The organism is Streptomyces sp. NPDC037290, from assembly GCF_055603245.1.
This window is the reverse complement of record NZ_JBVJVZ010000007.1, coordinates 140,515-163,048: the sequence shown is the minus strand read 5'-3', so window position 1 is coordinate 163,048 and position 22,534 is coordinate 140,515. Positions and strand designations below refer to the sequence as shown.

Sequence of the window (22,534 nt, the reverse complement as noted above, 5' to 3'; positions counted from 1 at the left end):
AGCCACGAGAAAGGTTCCAGGTCCGGCCATGGCGCTCACGCTCTACGTCGACACCGCGCGCTGGCGGGCGCACCACAAGCACGTGCACGAGCAGTTCCCGGGCCTGATCCCGGTCTGCAAGGGCAACGGCTACGGATTCGGGCACGAACGGCTGGCGGAGGAGGCCACGCGGCTGGGCGCGGACCTGCTCGCGGTCGGCACGACCTACGAGGCCGCGCGCATCAAGGACTTCTTCGGCGGCGACCTGCTGGTGCTGACGCCGTACCGGCGCGGCGAGGAGCCCGTGCCGCTGCCCGACCGGGTGGTGCGCTCGGTGTCGTCGGTCGACGGCGTGTACGGCCTCGTCGGCGCACGGGTCGTCATCGAGGTGATGTCCTCGATGAAACGCCACGGCATCAGCGAGCAGGACCTGCCCCAACTGCACCAGGCCATCGAGAACGTCCGGCTGGAGGGCTTCGCCATCCATCTGCCGCTGGACCGCACCGACGGCTCGGACGCCGTCGAGGAGGTCATCGGCTGGATGGACCGGCTGCGCGCCGCCCGGCTGCCGCTGCACACGATGTTCGTCAGCCACCTCAAGGCCGACGAACTCCACCGGCTGCAGCAGCAGTTCCCGCAGACCCGGTTCCGCGCCCGCATCGGCACGCGGCTGTGGCTGGGGGACCACGAGGCCACCGAGTACCGCGGCGCCGTCCTGGACGTCACGCGCGTGGCCAAGGGAGACCGGTTCGGCTACCGGCAGCAGAAGGCGGCCTCCGACGGCTACCTGGTGGTCGTGGCGGGCGGAACGTCGCACGGCGTGGGTCTGGAGGCCCCGAAGGCCCTGCACGGCGTCATGCCGCGCGCCAAGGGCGTCGCACGGGCCGGCCTCGCCACGGTCAACCGGAACCTTTCTCCGTTCGTCTGGGGCGGCAAGCAGCGCTGGTTCGCCGAGCCGCCGCACATGCAGGTGTCGATCCTGTTCGTCCCCTCGGACGCGCCGGAGCCGAAGGTCGGCGACGAGCTGGTGGCCCATCTGCGGCACACCACCACGCAGTTCGACCGGCTCGTGGACCGCTGATCCCGGCCCAGGACAGCGAGAAGGCCGTACACGCGCGCTGTGTGTACGGCCTTCCTCATGTCCCTTCCGCCGGCGCGTTCGCTCAGAGCGAACGGTCTTCCGGGGACGACGGGACCGGCCTGCCCCAGTCCACCTGAGGCCCCTCGAAGTGGGCGGCGTGCCGCGGCGGGTGGGCTGCCACGCCGAGCACGAAGACGTCCGGTGCGCCGTCGAGCACCCCGCCCGAGGGATCGTCGTCCCCCGAGCGCCGCACCACGTCCCGCTCCGGCATGAGGATGTCCCGTACGACGACGGCGCACAGGTACAGCGTGCCCACCAGGTGCAGCACGATCGCCCACTGATAGCCGTGCGTCGGCAGGCCCTTGTGGGCGTCTCCGCTGGTCGTGTAGGCGAGATACATCCAGATGCCCAGGAAGTACGCCACCTCGCACGCCTGCCAGATCAGGAAGTCGCGCCACTTGGGCCGGGCGAGGACCGCCAGCGGCACCAGCCACAGGACGTACTGCGGTGAGTAGACCTTGTTGGTGACGATGAAGGCCGCCACCATCAGGAAGGCCAGCTGGTCGAAGCGCGGCCGGCGCGGGGCGGTGAACGTCAGCGCGACGATACCGAGGAAGCACAGCACCACCAGCACCATCGCAGCGGTGTTGACGAAGCCGATGCCGGGCGGGTTGCTGGAGTTCTGCGCCCAGACCAGCCAGAACGAGCCGAAGTCGACGCCCCGCTCCTGGCTGAACGTGTAGAACTTCGACCAGCCCTGGAAGGCGAAGAGCATCACCGGCAGGTTCACCACGAGCCAGGCGATCGCCGCGCCGCCGACGGCCTGGGCGTACTCCCGCCATTTGCCGGCCCGCCAGCACAGCACGAGCAGCGGGGCGAGCAGGAACACGGGGTAGAGCTTGGCGGCCGTGGCGAGGCCCAGGAGGACACCGAAGGCGACGGGACGGCTCCGGGACCACATCAGCATGGCCGCGGCCGTGAGCGCCACGGCCAGCAGGTCCCAGTTGATGGTCGCGGTGAGCACGAAGGCGGGCGCCAGGGCGACCAGCAGGCCGTCCCAGGGGCGCCGGCGGTGGGTGCGGACCACGCAGACGGCGATGACGGCCGCGCACACCATCAGCATCCCGGCGTTGACGAACCAGTACCACTGCTCCTGGTGCTGGATGGAGCCGCTGTGCGGGGTCAGCCAGGACCCCACCTCCATGAACACGCCGGTCAGTACCGGGTATTCGAGGTAGTCCATGTCGCCCGAGAGCTTGTCGAAGTACGGCACGAGGTGATCGGCGAACCCACGCCCCTGGTAGAGGTGCGGGATGTCCGAGTAGCAGGCGTGCGTGTACTGGCTGCTCGCGCCGAAGAACCAGGCGCTGTGGTAGCAGGGTGCCTTCTGGACCAGGCCGAGGGCGAACATGCCGATCGCCACGAGCGCGACGACCCGCACGGGGGTCCACCAGGAGGTCCCGAGCAGGGCCAGCCGCCCCAGGGGACCGCCGATCAGCTCGCTGCCGGCCCGGGCGATCTCGTCCTCACTGGTCGGCCGCACCGGTTCTGCCGTGGCGGGCCGCACGGCCTCGGGCTCGTGCATGCTCGCGGGCGTCATCTCTGCACTGGGCATGGGGCACATCCTGCCGTACCCGCCTGTGGAGCGGCGTGGCGCTCGGACGGCTTCTCGCGCTGATCCGGTCTTGTGTCTGTCCCGTTTCCCCGCAGAACGTTTCCCCCGCAGAAAAGGGGGAGGGGCCGTCGGGAGACCCGACGACCCCTGTTCATGTGCCTCATGCCACAGCCGGCGCCTACGGCGTGGGGCTCCTCACCTCAGCCGGTCGGGCCCCCGAAGATGCCTCCATTGCCGTTGCCGTTGCCCCGGGTGTTGCCGCCGGTCCCGGTCGTCTCCGTGGCCGTCGGGGTCGGAACGGTGCCCCCGTCGGTACCACCCGTGTCCGTGCCACCGGTGCCGTTGCTGTTGCCGTTGCAGTTATTGCCCCAGCTCCACTGGCAGGTGTCGCTCGCGGACGGGGACGGGGACGTGGCGGTGTCGCTGGGTGACGGGCTCGGCGACGGACTCGCGGTCTGGCTCTGGCTGGCCGACGGCGTCGGCGCCGGGCTCGGGTCGGCGTTGAGCACCTCGCCGATGGGCGGCGGGGGCGGGAAGTTCTTCGCCGGTGTCCCCTGCAGCGCCTGGGCCATGTAGTCGTGCCAGATCTCGGCCGGGAACGAGGCACCGTGGATCTTTTCCTGGGCACCCGTTCCGTACATCTCCAGGAACTTGCGGTTCTTGTTGTTCGCGTTGTCGTCCAGGCGGAACATGCTGATCGCGGTCGACAGCTGCGGGGTGTAGCCGACGAACCACGCGGACTTGTTGCCATCCGTGGTACCGGTCTTACCGGCGACCTCCCGGCCGGGGAGCTGGGCCTTGGTGCCGGTGCCCTTGTCCACCACGGTCTTCAGCACGTCGGTCACGTTGTCGGCGACCGCCGGGGTGAAGGCTTCGGTGGACTTGTCCTGGTGAGTGAAGACCACCCCGTCCTTGTCACTCACCTTCACGACGGAGTAGGGATCACGCCGCTGACCGCTGGCCGCGAACGTGGAGTAGGCGGAGGCCATGCGGATGGCGCTGGGGTCCGACGTACCGATCGAGAAGGACGGGTAATCGGCGCTGGCGAGGCTCCCCTTGAGAATGCCCGCGTCCATGGCGCTCTCCTTGACCTTGTCCAGCCCTACGTCCATGCCGAGCTGGACGTAGGCGGAGTTGACCGAGTACTGCATCGCCTCGCGAAGGTCGATCTTGTAGTTCGGCGCCTTGCCGACGGACTCACCGCCGTCGTTGGTCTGCAGCCACTCGTTGCCGTCCTTGTCGGTCCAGACCTGACCGTTGTATTCCTTGATCTTGAGCTTGTTCTTGCCGCTGTACAGGCTCTCGGGGGAAGCCTTCGTGCGCGCGTCCTGGGGCTGTTCCGCCGGACCGTGCGGATCGCGCACGCCCCACTTCATGGCCGCCGCCAGCACGAACGGCTTGAAGGTCGAACCCACCTGGGCACCGGTCGAGTCGGCGTTGTCGGTGAAGTGCTTCGTGGCGTCCTCACCGCCGTAAATGGCCTTGATGGCACCCGAGGTCGGGTCCACGGAAGCCCCACCGAACTGGACGTGGGTGTCCGTCTTGGGCCGCAGAGCGGGTTTGATGTTCGCCTTCTGGACGTTCTTGACGGCGGCCTCCAGCGCCTTGACCTTCTTCTTGTCGAAGGTCGTGTAGATCTGGTAGCCGCCCTTCTGCAGATCGTCCGCAGTGATGTGCGTCTCCGGGTTGTTGACCAGGTACGCCTTGGCAAGGTCGACGAGATAGCCGATCTGACCGCCCAGCTGGCCGTTCGACCGGGGATTCTGGATCTTGGGGAGGGTCCTGTACTTGTCGCGCTCCGCAGGACTCAGATGGCCGTACTGGACCATTTTGTCAAGAGTGTCCTGCATCTGCGCCAGCGCCCGCCTGCTGTTGGCGTCCGGCGTCGCGGCGGGGTCGAGGGACGTCGCGCCCGCCGGGTCGTAGTACGTGGCGCCCTTGACCATCGCCGCGAGGAAGGCACACTCGCCCGGGTTCAGCCTCGTCGCGTCCTTGTTGAAGTACGCCCGGGACGCGGCCTGGAGCCCGTAGGCCCCACGGCCGAAGTACGTCGTGTTGAGGTAGCCCTCCATGATCTTTTCCTTGGGGACCTGGGCTCCCACCTTGATCGCGACGAAGATCTCCTTGAACTTCCGGGACAACGTCTGTGCCTGGTCGTTCAGCATCGCGTTCTTGACGTACTGCTGGGTGATGGTCGAACCACCCTGTGTCTGACCGCCGCGGGCCATGTTCAGGACGGCGCGCGCAATACCCTTCGGATCGACACCGCTGTCCGTCTCGAAGGTCTTGTTCTCCTGCGAGATGACGGCGTAGCGCATCTCTTTGGGGATGCTGGCGTAGTTCATGTTCTGGCGGTTGATCTCGCCGCCGGTCGCGACCATCACCGAGCCGTCGGACCAGTAGAAGACGTTGTTCTGCGCCTTGGCGACCGCGGCCTCGTTGGGGACGCTCACCATCGCGTATGCGATGCCCGCCACCGCCACGAGGCTTCCCACGAACCCGATGCACAGTCCGGTGACGAGCCTCCACGACGGCACCCATCGGCGCCAGCCGTACTTGTCGGCGCGCGGATAGTCGATGATGCGTTTCCTGGTGGGGGAAGCCGCGCGGCCAGCGCCGCGGCCAGGCCCGCCCGGCCCACCGCGCCGGCCACCGGGACCGGCCGGCTCGGGTCCTCGGCGGCGACCGCCTCTCTGGGCCGCGCGCCGGGCCTCGGCGCGACCTCCGTACGGCCGTGCCGCGTCTTCCGATTCGTAGGACGCGGTCCCGTACGAGTCGGCAGGCGATCCGCTGGCGCCCCGCGGTGCCGCACGGCGACCGGAGGACGAGCCGGGCTGGCCGCGTCGGGCCGCGGCACGTCCGCCTCCCTGCGGCTGCGGCGGTTTGCGACGGTGCTCGCTCATCGAACGATTACTCCTCGGGCAGGCGCATCCGTGCGCGCCTGGAACGGCGGCTGATTTCCGGTCCCCCCGAAGTACGGATGTGGTCGGTCCTGCATTCACCCGTACTGCACCGGGGACGACGACGCTCCCCGGGCGTCACTTGGTTCCCGGTGGCGTGCATGCCGCACAGACTACGCACCCCCAAAACCCGCCGAGCCCTGAAGTTCACCCCAAATCAGGCAACCTGCACCGTATGAATCGGTGATGTGATCCCGTTCACCACGGCCCCTCTTGTCGCCCGAGGCAGGCCGTTCTATCGTCGTGATGTATCGAGTCGATACATCAGCGCGAGATAAAGACGCTCGGGACCGAGAGGAGGCGACGATGAGCCGACGTTCCGGCATCCTCGAGTTCGCCGTGCTCGGCCTGCTGCGCGAGTCCCCGATGCACGGCTATGAGCTGCGCAAACGACTCAACACGTCCCTGGGTGTGTTCCGTGCGTTCAGCTACGGGACCCTGTATCCCTGCCTCAAGACGCTGGTCACCAGCGGCTGGTTGATCGAGGAACCGGGCAGCACTCACGAGGACGCCCTCGCCGCTCCGCTCGCCGGACGCCGCGCCAAGATCGTCTACAGGCTGACGGCGGAAGGCAAGGAGCACTTCGAGGACCTGCTCTCGCAGACCGGCCCCGACGCGTATGAGGACGAACACTTCGCCGCACGCTTCGCCTTCTTCGGGCAGACGTCGCGCGATGTGCGCATGCGCGTGCTGGAGGGCCGCCGCAGCCGGCTGGAGGAGCGTCTGGAGAAGATGCGTGCCTCCCTGGCCCGCACACGGGAGCGCCTCGACGACTACACACTTGAGCTCCAGCGCCACGGGATGGAGTCCGTGGAGCGCGAAGTGCGCTGGCTGAACGAGCTCATCGAGAGCGAGCGGGCCGGGCGGGACCTGAAGGGTTCCGCGTCCGGGGAGTCCGCTCAGCAGGACACCACCACTGGATCGACGGGCGGCCTGCCCCGTCTCGGGGACACCCCCCGGACGGATACGCCCGGAGACACCGCCACGTGAGACCCAGTCAGGGCCTCACTCGTACACACAGGGAGCAACCGGAATGGGTTCGGTTCGCGTAGCCGTCGTCGGCGTGGGCAACTGCGCGGCGTCGCTGGTGCAGGGAGTCGAGTACTACAAGGACGCCGACCCGGCGTCCAAGGTCCCCGGCCTGATGCACGTGCAGTTCGGTGACTACCACGTGCGCGACATCGAGTTCGTCGCCGCGTTCGACGTCGACGCCAAGAAGGTCGGCCTCGACCTCGCGGACGCGATCGGCGCCTCCGAGAACAACACCATCAAGATCTGCGACGTGCCCAGCACCGGTGTCACCGTGCAGCGCGGCCACACCCTCGACGGTCTCGGCAAGTACTACCGCCAGACCATCGAGGAGTCGGACGCCGAGCCGGTCGACGTCGTCCAGGTCCTGAAGGACAAGCAGGTCGACGTCCTGGTCTGCTACCTCCCGGTTGGCTCCGAGGACGCGGCGAAGTTCTACGCCCAGTGCGCCATCGACGCCAAGGTCGCCTTCGTCAACGCCCTCCCGGTCTTCATCGCCGGCACCAAGGAGTGGGCGGACAAGTTCACCGAGGCCGGTGTGCCGATCGTCGGTGACGACATCAAGTCCCAGGTCGGCGCCACCATCACGCACCGCGTCATGGCGAAGCTCTTCGAGGACCGCGGTGTCATCCTCGACCGCACGATGCAGCTGAACGTCGGCGGCAACATGGACTTCAAGAACATGCTCGAGCGTGATCGCCTGGAGTCCAAGAAGATCTCCAAGACGCAGGCCGTCACCTCCCAGATCCCCGACCGGGACCTCGGCGAGAAGAACGTCCACATCGGCCCGTCCGACTACGTGGCCTGGCTGGACGACCGCAAGTGGGCCTACGTCCGCCTCGAGGGCCGCGCCTTCGGTGACGTCCCGCTGAACCTGGAGTACAAGCTCGAGGTCTGGGACTCCCCGAACTCCGCGGGTGTCATCATCGACGCCCTGCGTGCCGCGAAGATCGCCAAGGACCGCGGCATCGGCGGCCCGATCCTGTCGGCTTCCTCGTACTTCATGAAGTCCCCGCCGGTCCAGTACTTCGACGACCAGGCCCGCGAGAACGTCGAGAAGTTCATCCGCGGCGAGGTCGAGCGCTAAAGCCCCCGAGGGCGATCGCTCCCACCGGAACGCTCCTGCCAGGGCTGTGAAGGTCCCCGGGTTCACCGACCCGGGGACCTTCCGCATGTGTGAGGCTGTGCCCCATGCCCGTCGTCCGTGACCTGCGCGTCCTGTTGCGCCTGCGGTACTTCCGACGTCTGCTGTCCATTCGCCTGCTGTCCCAGGGCGCGGACGGCGTCTACCAGGTCGCGCTCGCCGCGTACGTCGTCTTCTCCCCCGAGAAACAGACCTCGGCCACCGCCATCGCCTCCGCCATGGCGGTTCTGCTGCTCCCCTATTCACTGGTCGGCCCGTTCGCCGGCGTCCTGCTCGACCGCTGGCGACGTCGACAGGTCTTCGTCTACGGCAATCTGCTGCGCGCCCTGCTGGCCGCGATCACCGCTGTGCTGATCGTCAGCCAGGTCCCGGACTGGCTGTTCTTCGTCTCCGCGCTGTGCGTGACCGCCGTCAACCGCTTCGTCCTCGCCGGGCTGTCCGCGTCCCTGCCCCGCGTGGTGGACGCCGACCGTCTGGTGCTCGCCAACGCACTGTCACCGACGGCCGGAACACTTGCCGCGACCGCGGGCGGCGGTCTGGCCTTCGCCGTACGGCTCGTGGCGTCGGGTTCCGACGCGGCGGTGGTACTCCTCGGTGCCTTCCTCTATCTGTGCGCCGGCCTCACCGCGCTCACCATGGCGCCCGATCTCCTCGGTCCCGACCAGCAACCGAAGCGGCCGCACATGGCCACCGCCCTCGCCGAGACGGCACGCGAGCTCATGGCGGCCGTCCGGCATCTGACCGGGCCCCGGCGCAGGGAGGCCGCTTGGGCACTGGCCGCGATGACGCTCATGCGCTTCTGCTACGGCGCGCTGCTCGTCCTCCTGCTCATGCTGTGCCGGTACGCCCTCTCCACGACGCCCGAGGAAGGGCTCCGGCTGCTCGGGCTCATGCTGGCGATGTCCGGCGCAGGATTCTTCGCGGCGGCTGCCGTGACGCCGTGGGCGGCCGGATACCTGGGCCCCGGGCGCTGGATCGCGGTGTGCGCGGGCGCCGCCACCGTACTGGTGCCCGCCCTCGGTCTTCCCTTCGCCAGCCGGCCCCTCCTGATCGCGGCCTTCGTCCTGGGACTGATCACCCAGGGCGCCAAGATCGCCACCGACACCATCGTCCAGGCCGGTGTCGACGACGCATTCCGCGGCCGGATCTTCTCCGTGTACGACGTGCTCTTCAACGTGGCCTTCGTCGGCGCGGCCGGAGTGGCGGCTCTGATACTGCCACCGGACGGCCGCTCGACATTCCTGGTGATCCTCGTCGCCGTGCTCTACGGCGGGGTCACCGCCGCCGTGGCTCGTTTCGAGCGTCGCTGAGGCGGTGGCCGGGAAACGGAAAGGGGCGATGTTTCACGTGAAACATCGCCCCTCGGTGCCAGGAGTCCGGGCGGGGTGTTTCACGTGAAACATCGCCGAGCCCGACCCAGCAGAGATCAGTTCTGCTCGGCCCACCAGTCCTTGAGAGCCGTCACGGCCGCGTCATGCTCCATCGGGCCGTTCTCCAGACGCAGCTCCAGCATGTGCTTGTACGCCTTGCCGACGACCGGGCCCGGACCGACGCCCAGGATCTCCATGATCTGGTTGCCGTCGAGATCCGGGCGGATCGCATCCAGCTCCTCCTGCTCCTGCAGCTGAGCGATGCGCTCCTCCAAGCCGTCGTAGGCCCGGGACAGCGCGACGGCCTTCCGCTTGTTACGGGTGGTGCAGTCCGAGCGGGTTAGCTTGTGCAGACGGTCCAGCAGCGGGCCGGCGTCACGGACGTAACGCCGCACCGCCGAGTCCGTCCACTCTCCGGTGCCGTAGCCGTGGAAGCGCAGGTGAAGTTCGACCAGCTGTGAGACGTCCTTCACCAGCTCGTTGGAGTACTTCAAGGCGGTCATGCGCTTCTTGGTCATCTTGGCGCCGACCACCTCGTGGTGGTGGAAGGAGACCCGGCCGTCCTTCTCGAAGCGGCGTGTGCGGGGCTTGCCGATGTCGTGCAGCAGCGCGGCCAGCCGGAGCGTGAGATCCGGACCCTCCTGCTCCAGCGCGATCGCCTGCTCCAAGACGATCAGCGTGTGCTCGTACACGTCCTTGTGCCGGTGGTGCTCGTCCCGCTCCAGCCGCAGCGCCGGCAGCTCGGGCAGCACATGACCGGCGAGCCCGGTGTCGACGAGCAGGCTCAGCCCCTTGCGCGGGTGAGCGGACAGGATCAGCTTGTTCAGCTCGTCCCTGACCCGCTCGGCCGAGACGATCTCGATACGGCCGGCCATCTCCGTCATCGCGGTGACGACCTCCGGGGCGACCGCGAAGTCCAGCTGGGCGGCGAACCGTGCGGCCCGCATCATCCGCAGGGGATCGTCCGAGAAGGAATCCTCGGGCGTGCCCGGCGTTCGCAGCACCCGCGCCGCAAGGTCCTCCAGGCCTCCGTGCGGATCGATGAACTCCTTCTCGGGCAGCGCCACGGCCATCGCGTTGACCGTGAAGTCCCGGCGGACCAGATCCTCCTCGATGGAGTCGCCGTACGACACCTCGGGCTTGCGTGAGGTGCGGTCGTAGGCCTCTGACCGGTACGTGGTGATCTCGATCTGAAAGTGCCAATCCGTGTCTCCGACACGGGCGCTCTTGTGCGCGCCGACGGTGCCGAAGGCGATGCCGACCTCCCAGACGGCGTCCGCCCAGGGACGGACGATCTTCAGTACGTCCTCGGGGTGGGCGTCCGTCGTGAAGTCCAGGTCGTTCCCGAGCCGGCCGAGCAGCGCGTCGCGCACCGAGCCGCCGACCAGGGCGAGGGAGAACCCGGCCTCCTGGAATCGACGGGCAAGATCGTCGGCGACGGGGGCCACCCGCAGCAGCTCGGCGACCGCGCGCTGCTGCGCCTGGCTCAGGGCAGAGGGAGTGTCTTCGTTGGGGTTCGGCACAACAGAAGAGGGTACGTGCCCCGGCGACCAGGGGCGCTCTCCATTTCCTCCGGGTCCGGCCCCGGAGGGGCTGCGGACAGCCCCTTGCATACCCGTCGCAAGCACTGCCCTCGCGGCGTTCGGAAGCTCTCGGCTCGATACTGGATATAGAGGATGTGCCGCCGGAGTTTCCCGATCTTGTGAGGGAGACCGCGGCACTTCCCCTCCGCGCGCATCGTTACCATGCGTGGACGCACATTCCGACGACCACTGACGACGACGAGGGACGGGCGAGCGCGTGGCCGAGGCGGCAGACTTCCAGGGGACCAGTGCCTCACCTGCCCGCCGGTGGCTGCGGCGCACCGGCGCGATGCTCGCGGGGGCGCCTCTGCTGGCCGGGCTGCTGCAGCTGCCCGCCGCGGCGCCCGCCCAGGCCGCCTCCTCGGACGCGGTGTCCGTCTCCCTGGACTCGCTCAGCCCCAGCGCCCCCACGGACGGGGACACGCTGACCGTGTCGGGCACAGTGACCAACAACGGCAAGCAGCCCGTCACCAGCGCCCACGTGGGCCTGCAGGTCGGCCCCATGCTGGACACCCGCTCGGCGATCGACGCCGTCGCCCAGCACTCCGACGAGGTGCAGGGCGGCACGGGCTCCGAGGTCGGCGGCAAGTACGAGGAGAAGTTCTCCAAGCTGTCCCCGGGCGTCGCGGAGCACTTCAGCATCTCCGTCCCCGTGGACAAGCTCGACCTCGGTGACGACGGTGTCTACGAGCTCGGGGTCGCCCTCTCCGGCCAGACCGCCGCGCAGCCCTGGGACCAGGTGCTGGGCATCCAGCGGACGTTCCTGCCGTGGCAGCCGTCCGAGGCCGACACCAAGACCCGGACGACGTTCCTGTGGCCGCTGCTCTCCACGGTCCACATGACGGCCAAGACGGGTGCCGGCGAGCTCCAGACACCGGTGTTCCGCAACGACGACCTGGCCAAGGAGCTGGCGCCGGGCGGCCGACTGGCCCAGATGGTGGACCTGGGCAAGGACCTGGACGTCACCTGGGTGATCGACCCGGACCTGCTGGCCTCGGTGGACACGATGGCGACCGGCAACTACCGGCTGCCGGGCGACGGGGACACCACCACGCCCGGCCCACGGGAGCACCAGGTGCTCGCCAAGCAGTGGCTGGCGAATCTGCAGAAGGCGGTGGCGGGCAAGGAAGTCGTCGCGCTGCCCTTCGGTGACCCGGACCTCGCGTCCCTCGCCCACAGCGGCACCAGCGTCACCGGCTCCCTCAGCCACCTCAAGGACGCCACCGACGTCGCAGCCATCACCGTCAACACCGTGCTTCACGTCACGCCGAGCACCGACTTCGCCTGGCCGGCGGAGGGCGCAGTCGACCCGGCGATCATGAAGGTCGCCACCTCTGCCGGGGCCGACCGCGTGATCGCCCGCAGCGACAGCCTCCGGGAAACCGCCGGACTGCCGTACACGCCTTCTGCCGCCCGCCCGGTCGGCGGGGGCACCACGGCGGTGGTCTCCGACGCCCGGCTGTCCACTGCCTTCGAGGGCGACCTGACGAAGGCGGACTCGGCCACGCTCGCCGAGCAGGAGTTCCTGGCCCAGAGCCTCGAGGTGAACGCGCAGACGGACAAGCAGCGCAGCATCGTCGTCGCCCCGCAGCGCATGCCCACCGGGAGCCAGGCACAGGCGATGGCGGCGGCGGTGAAGGCGCTCCAGGGCAGTAACTGGTCCCAGACCCAGGGCCTCGGCGCCGCCGCCAAGGACAAGCCCGACCCCAATGCCACCACGCGCATCCCGTCGGGGTCCGCCTATCCCTCCTCGCTGCGCTCGCGGGAGCTGCCCCAGGCGGCCTTCGAGCAGATCGCGCGGACCCAGGACAAACTCGACAGCTTCCAGGTGATCCTCTCCGACCAGTCCCGCGTCGTGACGCCGTTCGGACGGGCCATAAACCGTGAGATGTCCACGTCGTGGCGGGGCAGGAGCGCGGAAGCCACCGGTTACCGCAACGGCGTCGAGGGGTGGCTCGACCACCTGGCCGACCAGGTCAACCTGATCCACAAGTCGGAGACCAAGCTCTCCGGCCGCAGCGCCACCATCCCGGTGACCGTGCAGAACAACCTCGTCCAGCCCGTAGGCCATCTAGTCCTGCGTCTCACCTCGAACATGCCGACCCGTCTGAAGATCGGCGGCAAGGCCTACTCCGAGCAGCGGGTCGAGATCTCCGGCGGGCACAGCCAGTCCGTGAAATTCACCACCTCGGCCAACGCGAACGGCCGGGTCACGGTGGTCGCCCAGCTGTACACGGAGGACGGCCAGAAGTACGGCGACCCCGTCAGCTTCGACGTGAAGGTCACCGAGATCACGCCCACGGTGATGCTGGTCATCGGCGGCGGCGTACTCCTCCTCGTTCTCGCCGGATTCCGGATGTACACCCAGCGCAAGCGCGCCGCGGCCCGCCAGACGGAGGAGGACGGCCCCGGCCCGGCGGAGGACACCGCAGACGAGCCGGGGAACCCCGACGCCCCCGCAGACCGTCTCCCGGACACGCCCGAGGAATCGGGCTCCCCCTCCGGGGCAGACGACCCGGAGCACCCGAGTGACCCTGCGCCGGACACCGCACCGGAAAGCGCCGACCCGTCCGGGACGGGTGAGAGAGTGGACCGTTGAGCGATGTCGTGGCCGGTGAGCCAGGGACGATGAGGTGGGGTAAGCATGAACGCGCCGTACGACGGTGATCGCGGCCAGGGCGCGGCCGGCTCGGGCTCCCCCGGGACGCCGCCGGAGCCCGGTCAGGTACCGCCGCAGCAAGCGGCGGACATGTACCTCCAGGACGCCTACGACCAGGACCCCTACCGGGCGCACGACCTGACCGCGCAGGATCCGGTGGCCGAGGCGCTCTACGACCGCGCCGCGCACCCGCCGCCCGCTCCGGGCAGCTATGAGCAGCAGCAGCCGCTGTACGGCACGCCCGCCCAGTCCCCGTACGCCCCTGACCCCCGGGTGTGGGCGCAGACGCCGGCGCCGGAGCCCGAAGGTGCCGCCCCTCATATGCCGTACGGCGACGATCCGCGCACCACCCAGTTCGTCGGCGTGGACGACCTGGTCACGCACTCCGGCGAGGAGTACCACGAGCCGGACGCCTTCGCGCACCTCTTCAAGGACCAGCAGCAGAGCGGTGGGCAGGCGCCCATGGATCCGCCGGGCTTCCCCGGACCGGCCGCCCCTCCGGGCGCCGGGCACGGTCCCGTCGGCCAGTACCCGCCCGCGCCCGGCCAGGGCCCCCGGCAGGGCTATCCGTACGCCGAGGCCTCCTACCCGGCTACACCGGCACAGCCGCCGGTACCCGCCCCGGCGCCGGCTCCGGATCCCGCCGGTCCGCACAGGGACGCGGAGTCCGTCGCGGCGACCGCTCCCGCCGCTCATGCGGCACCCGCGCCCTCCGCCGCGCCCGCGAAGAAGGGCGGCAAGGCCGCCGGGCTGCTGAAGTCCAGTGCCGTGATGGCGGCGGGCACGATGGTCTCCCGCCTCACCGGCTTCATCCGCTCGGCGCTGATCGCGGCGGCGCTGGGTCTCGGCTTCCTCGCCGACTCCTTCCAGGTGGCCTACCAGCTGCCGACGATGATCTACATCCTCACCGTCGGCGGTGGTCTCAACTCCGTCTTCGTGCCGCAGCTGGTGCGGTCGATGAAGGAGGACGAGGACGGTGGCGAGGCCTTCGCCAACCGGCTGCTGACCCTGGTGATGGTGGCCCTGGCCGCCCTGACCGGTCTCGCGATGTTCGCCGCGCCGCTGCTGGTGCGTCTGCTGTCCAACCCGGTCGCCACCAACCCCGCAGCCAACGACGTGGCGGTCACCTTCACCCGCTACTTCCTGCCCTCGATCTTCTTCATGGGCATCCACGTGGTGATGGGCCAGATCCTCAACGCGCGCGGCAAGTTCGGCGCGATGATGTGGACCCCGGTCCTGAACAACATCGTCATCATCGTGACCCTCGGCATGTTCATCTGGGTCTACGGCACCGCCGCCAACTCCCACATGGACGTCACCAACATCCCGCCGGAGGGCCAGCGGCTGCTCGGTGTGGGTGTGCTGCTCGGCCTGGTCGTCCAGGCGCTGGCGATGATCCCGTACCTGCGCGAGACCGGCTTCCGGATCCGGCTGCGGTTCGACTGGAGGGGCCACGGCCTGGGCAAGGCCGCGATGCTCGCCAAGTGGACGGTGCTGTTCGTCCTCGCCAACCAGGCCGGCGCCATGGTCGTCACCCAGCTGTCCACCGCCGCGGGCAAGGACTCCGGCATCAAGGGCACCGGCTTCGCCGCCTACGCCAACGCGCAGCTGATCTGGGGCCTGCCACAAGCCATCATCACGGTCTCCCTGATGGCCGCCCTGCTGCCGCGCATCTCGCGCTCGGCCGCCGAGGGTGACGCCGGCGCGGTCCGCGACGACATCTCCCAGGGCCTGCGCACCACCGCCGTCGCCATCGTCCCGATCGCCTTCGGTTTCCTCGCGCTCGGCATTCCGATGTGCACGCTGATCTTCGGCTCCGCGGGCACCGACTCGGCCACCAACATGGGCTACATGCTGATGGCCTTCGGCCTCGGCCTGGTCCCGTACTCGGTGCAGTACGTCGTCCTGCGGGCCTTCTACGCCTACGAAGACACCCGCACGCCGTTCTACAACACCGTCATCGTCGCCGCCGTGAACGCGAGCGCCTCGGCGCTCTGCTACTTCCTGCTGCCGGCCCGCTGGGCGGTCGCGGGCATGGCAGCGGCGTACGGGCTCGCCTACGCGATCGGTGTGGGCGTCGCCTGGCGGCGGCTGCGCAAGCGGCTCGGCGGCGACCTGGACGGCGCCCGGGTGATGCGGACGTACGCGCGCCTGTGCATCGCCTCCGTACCGGCGGCCCTGCTCAGCGGCGCGGCCTGCTACGGCATCGGGCACACTCTCGGCCAGGGCGCCATCGGCTCCTTCGCCGCACTGCTCGCCGGCGGTGCCGTCCTGCTCGGCGTCTTTTTCGTCGCCGCCCGCCGGATGCGCATCGAGGAACTCAACTCGCTCGTGGGCATGGTCCGCGGACGTCTGGGCCGCTGAGGCGGGGGTAGGTGCACAACCATCGTCCGCCGCCGTGTGTCGTGCATAGCGGCGGACTGTGGGCACAATTGGTTTCGGCGTCGGACAGCGTGCAACGGATGGGGAGGCAGGGACGACGGTGGCGGAACGGAGCACGGCTGCCGTCGACGTGGCAGACAACAGCGGTGACCAGCCGCTGACCGCCAAGGCGGAGCAGTCCACGGCCGACGGGGTGGCCAAGAACCCGGAGCGGGACACGGACAGCGACGAGGCACGGGGGAGTGACGGGACCGGGACTTCCGGGAAGAAGGCCTCGCCTCCCGAACTGCACAGTGGTCACAAGCTGGCCAGACGCTACCGGCTGGAGGAGTGCGTCACCCGTCTGGACGGATTCAGCAGTTGGCGTGCGGTCGACGAGAAGCTCCGTCGGGCCGTCGGCGTGCATGTTCTTCCCGCGGACCATGCGCGGGCCCGTGCCGTCCTGGCTGCCGCCCGTTCGTCCGCGCTGCTCGGCGATCCACGGTTCGTCCAGGTCCTGGACGCCGTCGAGGAGAACGACCTCGTCTACGTCGTGCACGAGTGGCTGCCCGACGCCACCGAGCTGACCACTCTCCTCACGGCCGCCCCCCTGGAGCCGCACGACGCCTACCAGATGGTCAGCCAGGTCGCCTCCGCCATGGCCGCCGCCCACCGCGAGGGCCTCGCCCATCTGCGGCTGAACCCGAACGCCGTACTGCGCGCCTCGACCGGCCAGTGGCGCATCCGGGGCCTGGCCGTGAACGCCGCGCTGCGCGGCATCAGCTCCGACACCCCGCAGCGCACCGACACCGAGGCGCTCGGTGCCCTGCTGTACGCCGCGCTGACCCAGCGCTGGCCGTACGAGAGCGACGCGTACGGTCTGTCCGGCCTCCCCAAGGGCGTCGGTCTGATCGCGCCGGACCAGGTCCGGGCCGGTGTTCACCGGGGCCTGTCCGAGCTGGCCATGCGCGCTCTCGCCAATGACGGGGCCACCGCCTCCCGTCATGAGGCTCCGTGCACCACGCCGGAGGAGCTGGTGAAGGCGATCGGTGAGATGCCGCGCATCCGCCCGCCGGAGCCGGCGTTCACGGCCCCGCCGGAGTACCAGCGCACGACCTACCAGCAGGGCACGTACGGCCGCCCGATGCCGCACCCCGGCGCGGCCCAGCCGATCGCGACCCCGCCGCCCCCGCTGCAGAGCCGCACCGGCAAGGCCCTGAAGTGGGCCGTGTCGGCTCTTCTCATTGCCGCCCTCGGCCTGGGCAGCTGGCAGTTGGCGGACGCCCTGATGGACCAGAGCGGCAAGTCGGAGGACACCAAGAAGAGCCAGACGACCGACGACGGGGGCAAGGGCGCCACGAAGCCCAAGCCGACGCAGCTGAAGATCCAGAGTGCCCATGAGTTCACGCCCAGTGGCTCGGGCATCCAGCAGGGTCAGGTGCCTCTCGCTGTCGACGGGGATGCGGGGACTGCATGGGTCACCCCCCAGTACCAGGGATACGCCAATTTCGGCAACCTGCCGAATCGAAAAGAGGGAAGCGGAATCATCGTTGACCTCGGAAGCGTACAGAGGGTCACCGATCTCGATATCTTGATGTATCGAAGCAACCAGAAGGTGGAAGTCCTGGCCGCGGACGAGAACGCTTCCGGAGCCACCTCTCTCAGCGATTTCCCTCAGCGATTGACTCCGCTGGCAACGGTGGGCGAGCGGCTTAAGACCACGCTCAGCAAACCAGTGCGCACGCGTTATGTACTCGTTCATGTAACCGAGTTGCCCACAGACGGCTCTCCGGATCTCTTTCGGGGCGGTATTTCAGAAGTAAGGCTGATGGGCGCCTCCTAGTTCCCGTCGCAGAGTTGAACGATCTTGCGAACCAGAGTGCGGATCTGCAATGATGATCTTCGTGCTGGCCAGATGAGCCGACCACCTCATCGCTATGCATGCCGGCCCGCACTCTGGAGGGGAAACAATGAAGCGAAGGTCGCTCGGGGCATTTGCCATTACTGCGGCACTGACGTTCGGCGGGATTTTGACTGCCACGGGAACGGCGAGCGCATACGCGACTTGGGATTGCAGCTACCGTATGCAGAAGACGAACTCCGGACACGGAGACGACATTATTCTGCAGATTTACCGCTGCCCCGACGGACATGACTACGGCAGAGGCATCATTTCCGGAAGTCTGAACGCTCGCAATGCACGCGTATGGATCGATGATTCCATAAACGGCGGAAGGACGTGGACTGCGCGCCAGTACACAACCACTCCGTCGCGCTCCACCCAGACTCCTCAAGGGGAGATTCTGTTCGATGGCTCACCCCACACGGTGCGGGCCTGCGGAGACACAAGCGGCCATGGCACCATTTGCACCGGTTGGTACTGATTGACCGTAGGTGAGGTGTAAGGGGATTACACCCTCGCCCCATGGCTCACAAAGGACTGACCCCGTCTCGGCCATGACTTGACGGAAGAAAAGCACCCGATCGAACGGACGATCGGGTGCTTTCCCTTATCGGCGAAGGGGCAAGACAAGACACCGGACCGGCGTCGGAGGGATACCTCGTCCAAAGGGATATGTCGTAGGGTCTGCGCGGAAGGAGGGACAAGTGCCGGACGGATCCGACGTGAGTGATCAGGACCTCCTGGCCCGTCACGTGGCCGGCGACCCGGATGCCTTCGGTGAGATCGTGCGGCGGCACCGGGATCGGCTCTGGGCGGTTGCGCTGCGGACGCTGGGGGATCGTGAGGAGGCCGCTGACGCGGTCCAGGACGCCCTGGTGTCGGCCTACCGGGCTGCCCATACCTTCCGGGGCCAGTCGGCTGTCACGACGTGGCTGCACCGGATCACGGTGAACGCCTGTCTGGACCGTGCCCGTAAGGCGGCCTCGCGGAAGACCTCGCCGGTGGACGACACCGAGCGGCTGGAGCAGCTGCTGGAGCCGCACGAGTCGGCCTCGGCACCGGCCGAGCGCAGCGATGTGCAGCGCCAGCTCTTCGAAGCCCTCGGCACCCTCCCGCACGACCAGCGGGCCGCCTTGGTCCTCGTGGACATGCAGGGCTATCCCGTGGCCGAGGCCGCCCGGATCCTCGATGTGCCGACGGGCACGGTGAAGAGCCGCTGTGCCCGGGGCAGGGCCCGGCTGCTGCCTCTGCTCACCCATCTACGACCTGAAGGCTCCGGAAGCGGAAAAGAACCCCCCGCGGGACGGAACCGGGTGGAGGGGACATCCGTCCCACCGGCAACGGGGTCTTCGAAGGAGAGCCCCGAGGACACCGGGCCGAGCGATTCAGCCGTAGTGAAGGGCGGAGGTGGGCGAGCGTGACTTCCACGACGGACACGGCCGGGCACCCGGACGTCGCCGAGATCTCCGACCTCACCGAGGGCCTTCTCCCTCCGGACCGCAGCGTGGACGTACGGCGCCATCTTCAGACCTGTGAGCTGTGCGCGGACGTCCGTGCCTCACTGGAGGAGATCCGGGGTCTGCTGGGCTCCGTATCGGCGGCGGAGCGCATGCCTGCCGATGTGGCCGGTCGGATCGATGCCGCCCTCGCCGCCGAGGCACTGCTCAGCGCCTCCGCTTTCGACGTGCCGAGCGCTCAGGTCTCCGGGACGGCCGGGCCTGCCCGTGAGAGCGCTGAGCACGCCGAGCGTCATGTTTCACGTGAAACATCGCTCCCATCCGACCGGCCCGCAGGACGTCCGCGCGCAGCGACGACCGGCCCGGGACGCACGGGTCGCGAGCGAGGTCGACGCCGCACACGCGTGGTCCTTGGAGCCGTTCTCACCGCGGCCATCCTCGGAGCCGGATCCCTGGTGCTGCAGTCGCTCGGCGATCACTCCTCCGATGACACCACGGCCCATGGAAAGCCGGCTCCTTCCGTCGGGCCCTTCTCCGGCGCGAGTTTGGAGAGCCAGGTGAAGGATCTGGTCGCCACCAAGGAGAAGTCACAGCACGGACAGCGGCCCCGGTCAGGCCTTGATACGGAGCAGAACAGCCCCCACTCGACCGAAAGCGCGAACACTCTTCTCCAGAAGGATGTGGCCGTCCCCAGCTGCGTCCGGGCGGCGCTCCACCAGGGCGACGACGTTCTGGGCGCCAAGACGGGAATGTACGAAGGAAAGCCCGCCTATCTCGTCGTCGTGCCCGATGCCGGCGACAGCACACACGTCACGGCCTACATCGTCGACGAGGCCTGCATCCGGCAGCAGCCCGGAACCGTCGGCAAGGTTCTGCTGAAGCACTCCTTCACCCGCTCCTGAGTCTGCTGGCCGCTCCATCAGTCGCTCCGCGCATGCGTGTGCCCCGACACAGCGGGAATGCGCGCCCCGTAGGATCCGTTGGGTGGGGTGGGAGTTCCGAAAGGCGCTCCCGCCGGTCGACTGACGCAGACCAGAGACGAGGAATCAAGCCGTGAGCGACGTCCGTAACGTGATCATCATCGGCTCCGGGCCCGCAGGCTACACGGCGGCGCTCTACACCGCGCGCGCGTCGCTGAAGCCTCTGGTGTTCGAGGGGGCCGTCACCGCCGGTGGCGCGCTGATGAACACCACCGAGGTCGAGAACTTCCCGGGCTTCCGCGACGGCATCATGGGCCCCGAGCTCATGGACAACATGCGGGCGCAGGCCGAGCGATTCGGCGCCGAGCTCATCCCGGACGACATCGTCTCCGTCGACCTCAGCGGCGAGATCAAGACCGTCACCGACACCGCCGGTACGGTCCACCAGGCGAAGGCCGTCATCGTCACTACCGGCTCCCAGCACCGCAAGCTGGGTCTGCCGAACGAGGACGCGCTCTCCGGCCGAGGCGTCTCCTGGTGCGCCACCTGTGACGGGTTCTTCTTCAAGGACCAGGACATCGCCGTGATCGGCGGCGGTGACACCGCGATGGAGGAGGCCACCTTCCTCTCCCGGTTCGCCAAGTCCGTGACGATCGTCCACCGTCGGGACACGCTGCGTGCTTCCAAGGCGATGCAGGAGCGGGCCTTCGGCGACCCGAAGATCAAGTTCGTCTGGGACAGCGAAGTCGCCGAGGTCCAGGGCGAGCAGAAGCTCTCCGGTCTGAAGCTGCGCAACGTCAAGACCGGCGAGCTGTCCGACCTCCCCGTGACCGGTCTGTTCATCGCGATCGGTCACGACCCGCGCACCGAGCTGTTCAAGGGCCAGCTGGACCTGGATGAGGAGGGCTACCTGAAGGTCGCTTCCCCGTCCACCCGTACCAATGTGACCGGTGTCTTCGCCGCCGGTGACGTGGTCGACCACACCTACCGCCAGGCGATCACCGCGGCCGGCACCGGCTGCTCCGCCGCTCTCGACGCCGAGCGTTTCCTCTCCGCCCTCGCGGACGAGGACAAGGCGGAGCCCGAGAAGACCGCCGCCGTCTGATCTTCCCCCCCTTCACCTCGCCCCACCCCACGATCCAGTTAAGGAGCCCGCCGTGGCCGGCACCCTGAAGAATGTGACGGACGATTCCTTCGAGCAGGACGTCCTCAAGAACGACAAGCCCGTCCTGGTGGATTTCTGGGCCGCCTGGTGCGGTCCGTGCCGTCAGATCGCCCCGTCCCTGGAGGCGATCGCTGCCGAGTACGGCGACAAGATTGAGATCGTCAAGCTGAACATCGACGAGAACCCGGGTACGGCCGCCAAGTACGGCGTCATGTCCATCCCGACCCTGAACGTCTACCAGGGTGGCGAGGTCGCCAAGACCATCGTGGGTGCCAAGCCGAAGGCCGCGATCGTCCGCGACCTCGAGGAGTTCATCACCAAGTAGGGCGAAGCATAGAGCGGTACCGTCGCGCCGGCGGTGCATGTTTCACGTGAAACACGAATGGGCCAACCCGGCTGGGTTGGCCCATTCACTTTAGAGCGGCCGCAGCGCGGGTTCCTTCTGGACAGCCCCCAGCAGCCGGTCGAGCGCCATCTCCACGTCTTCCTTCCAGGAGAGCGTCGACCGCAGCTCCAGCCGCAGCCGGGGATGTGCGGGGTGCTGCCGGACCGTTTTGAACCCGACGGCCAGCAGATGGTCCGCCGGCAGCAGACAGGCGGGTTCCTTCCAGCGGGCGTCACCGAAGGCCTCGATCGCCTTGAAGCCCCGCCGCAGCAGATCCTTGGCGACCGTCTGCACGAGCACGCGGCCCAGTCCCTGGCCCTGATAGCCGGGCATGATGAACGACGTCATCAGCTGCACAGCGTCGGGAGAGACAGGACTCGTGGGAAAGGCCGTCGAGCGCGGGACATAGGCGGGAGGAGCGTAGAGCACAAAGCCCACCGGCACGTCATCGACGTACACCACCCGGCCGCACGACCCCCAGTCCAGCAGGACGGCGGAGATCCAGGCTTCCTTCTCCAGCGCGCAGGTGCCCGCCTTTACCGCCGCTTCACCGCTGACGGGGTCCAGCTCCCAGAAGACACATGACCGGCAGCGTGAGGGAAGGTCCTGAAGGTTGTCCAGCGTGAGCGGCACGAGCCGACGCCCCATGAAGGCTGTTCCTCGCTTCCTTCGCCCGCCGCATCACGGGCGGCTGTCAGAGCGCTCCGCTCCCTGAGCAGGCTGCCGACGAATCCGCCGACCGCTCCAAGGCCCAGGCCCGCGCTCACCAGTCCGGTGCGGCTCATCGATCGCATGGCCCCCGTCTCCCCACTCAGAGATGCAGATGCTGTCCGGTGGATGTGCCATACCCGATCGCATCGTATCCACGATGTGATTCCCTCGATACCGCCTCAAAGCAAAGAGCGGGCCGTGTTCCGGTACAC

The 22,534-nt window shown here is 68.4% G+C and carries 15 protein-coding genes; 11 read left to right on the top strand and 4 right to left on the bottom strand.

The genetic code is table 11. The features are described 5' to 3' along the window. Positions 1 to 28 precede the first annotated feature (28 nt). Positions 29 to 1,060: an alanine racemase gene (locus ACZ7HQ_RS24910; protein WP_470993937.1), complete on the top strand. Its 1,032-nt coding sequence runs from the start codon at positions 29 to 31 to the stop codon at positions 1,058 to 1,060. An 82-nt stretch (positions 1,061 to 1,142) separates the two neighbouring features. On the opposite strand, the gene ACZ7HQ_RS24905 is transcribed toward ACZ7HQ_RS24910, so the two are convergent. Together ACZ7HQ_RS24905 and ACZ7HQ_RS24900 are read right to left on the bottom strand one after the other, a co-directional pair. Continuing rightward, a complete protein-coding gene (locus tag ACZ7HQ_RS24905) occupies positions 1,143 to 2,675 on the bottom strand; it encodes a glycosyltransferase family 87 protein (protein ID WP_470993935.1) in 1,533 nt (510 codons plus the stop codon). A gap of 200 nt (positions 2,676 to 2,875) precedes the next feature. After that, complete coding sequence (locus tag ACZ7HQ_RS24900) at positions 2,876 to 5,578, bottom strand: transglycosylase domain-containing protein (protein ID WP_470993932.1); 2,703 nt, start codon at positions 5,576 to 5,578, stop codon at positions 2,876 to 2,878. Between the two features lie 363 nt (positions 5,579 to 5,941). On the opposite strand from ACZ7HQ_RS24900, the gene ACZ7HQ_RS24895 reads away from it, so the two are divergent. The 3 genes from ACZ7HQ_RS24895 (at position 5,942) to ACZ7HQ_RS24885 (ending at position 9,118) form a co-directional block, all read left to right on the top strand. Continuing rightward, entirely contained in the window at positions 5,942 to 6,625 is a 684-nt protein-coding gene (locus tag ACZ7HQ_RS24895; RefSeq protein WP_470993929.1) for a PadR family transcriptional regulator, read from the top strand. Positions 6,626 to 6,668: 43 nt separating this feature from the next. After that, positions 6,669 to 7,751, top strand: coding sequence for an inositol-3-phosphate synthase (locus ACZ7HQ_RS24890; RefSeq protein ID WP_470993927.1), 1,083 nt, complete (start codon positions 6,669 to 6,671; stop codon positions 7,749 to 7,751). Between the two features lie 104 nt (positions 7,752 to 7,855). Then, positions 7,856 to 9,118, top strand: coding sequence for an MFS transporter (locus tag ACZ7HQ_RS24885; protein WP_470993924.1), 1,263 nt, complete (start codon positions 7,856 to 7,858; stop codon positions 9,116 to 9,118). 116 nt (positions 9,119 to 9,234) lie between these two features. Here the strand turns inward: ACZ7HQ_RS24885 and ACZ7HQ_RS24880 are convergent, their stop codons facing one another. Beyond that, positions 9,235 to 10,701, bottom strand: a complete 1,467-nt coding sequence (locus ACZ7HQ_RS24880) for a CCA tRNA nucleotidyltransferase (RefSeq protein WP_470993922.1) — start codon at positions 10,699 to 10,701, stop codon at positions 9,235 to 9,237. Between the two features lie 277 nt (positions 10,702 to 10,978). On the opposite strand from ACZ7HQ_RS24880, the gene ACZ7HQ_RS24875 reads away from it, so the two are divergent. The 7 genes from ACZ7HQ_RS24875 (at position 10,979) to trxA (ending at position 21,551) form a co-directional block, all read left to right on the top strand. Continuing rightward, positions 10,979 to 13,360, top strand: coding sequence for a DUF6049 family protein (locus ACZ7HQ_RS24875; protein ID WP_470993920.1), 2,382 nt, complete (start codon positions 10,979 to 10,981; stop codon positions 13,358 to 13,360). Between the two features lie 45 nt (positions 13,361 to 13,405). Next, positions 13,406 to 15,784: a murein biosynthesis integral membrane protein MurJ gene (gene murJ, locus ACZ7HQ_RS24870; protein WP_470993919.1), complete on the top strand. Its 2,379-nt coding sequence runs from the start codon at positions 13,406 to 13,408 to the stop codon at positions 15,782 to 15,784. 118 nt (positions 15,785 to 15,902) lie between these two features. Beyond that, a complete protein-coding gene (locus ACZ7HQ_RS24865) occupies positions 15,903 to 17,624 on the top strand; it encodes a protein kinase family protein (RefSeq protein ID WP_470993916.1) in 1,722 nt (573 codons plus the stop codon). A 764-nt stretch (positions 17,625 to 18,388) separates the two neighbouring features. Then, a complete protein-coding gene (gene sigM, locus ACZ7HQ_RS24860; RefSeq protein WP_470993913.1) occupies positions 18,389 to 19,105 on the top strand; it encodes an RNA polymerase sigma factor SigM in 717 nt (238 codons plus the stop codon). Next, on the top strand, positions 19,102 to 20,043 hold the full coding sequence (locus tag ACZ7HQ_RS24855; protein ID WP_470993911.1) for an anti-sigma factor: 942 nt from the start codon (positions 19,102 to 19,104) through the stop codon (positions 20,041 to 20,043). The genes sigM and ACZ7HQ_RS24855 overlap by 4 nt, the downstream gene beginning before the upstream one ends. 151 nt (positions 20,044 to 20,194) lie before the next feature. Further along, a complete protein-coding gene (gene trxB / locus ACZ7HQ_RS24850) occupies positions 20,195 to 21,166 on the top strand; it encodes a thioredoxin-disulfide reductase (protein WP_470993908.1) in 972 nt (323 codons plus the stop codon). Between the two features lie 52 nt (positions 21,167 to 21,218). Then, positions 21,219 to 21,551, top strand: coding sequence for a thioredoxin (gene trxA / locus ACZ7HQ_RS24845; protein ID WP_470993906.1), 333 nt, complete (start codon positions 21,219 to 21,221; stop codon positions 21,549 to 21,551). A 90-nt stretch (positions 21,552 to 21,641) separates the two neighbouring features. Here trxA and ACZ7HQ_RS24840 read toward each other — a convergent pair whose 3' ends face one another. Then, entirely contained in the window at positions 21,642 to 22,259 is a 618-nt protein-coding gene (locus ACZ7HQ_RS24840; protein ID WP_470993903.1) for a GNAT family N-acetyltransferase, read from the bottom strand. Between the last annotated feature and the right edge of the window lie 275 nt (positions 22,260 to 22,534).

Excerpts from the sequence above, each read along its gene's own strand:
- ACZ7HQ_RS24890 (WP_470993927.1), top strand. The coding sequence starts at position 6,669 with ATGGGTTCGGTTCGCGTAGCCGTCGTCGGCGTGGGCAACTGCGCGGCG.
- ACZ7HQ_RS24910 (WP_470993937.1), top strand. The coding sequence starts at position 29 with ATGGCGCTCACGCTCTACGTCGACACCGCGCGCTGGCGGGCGCACCAC.
- murJ (WP_470993919.1), top strand. The coding sequence starts at position 13,406 with ATGAACGCGCCGTACGACGGTGATCGCGGCCAGGGCGCGGCCGGCTCG.
- ACZ7HQ_RS24900 (WP_470993932.1), bottom strand. The coding sequence starts at position 5,578 with ATGAGCGAGCACCGTCGCAAACCGCCGCAGCCGCAGGGAGGCGGACGT.
- ACZ7HQ_RS24885 (WP_470993924.1), top strand. The coding sequence starts at position 7,856 with ATGCCCGTCGTCCGTGACCTGCGCGTCCTGTTGCGCCTGCGGTACTTC.
- ACZ7HQ_RS24905 (WP_470993935.1), bottom strand. The coding sequence starts at position 2,675 with ATGCCCAGTGCAGAGATGACGCCCGCGAGCATGCACGAGCCCGAGGCC.
- ACZ7HQ_RS24895 (WP_470993929.1), top strand. The coding sequence starts at position 5,942 with ATGAGCCGACGTTCCGGCATCCTCGAGTTCGCCGTGCTCGGCCTGCTG.
- ACZ7HQ_RS24840 (WP_470993903.1), bottom strand. The coding sequence starts at position 22,259 with ATGGGGCGTCGGCTCGTGCCGCTCACGCTGGACAACCTTCAGGACCTT.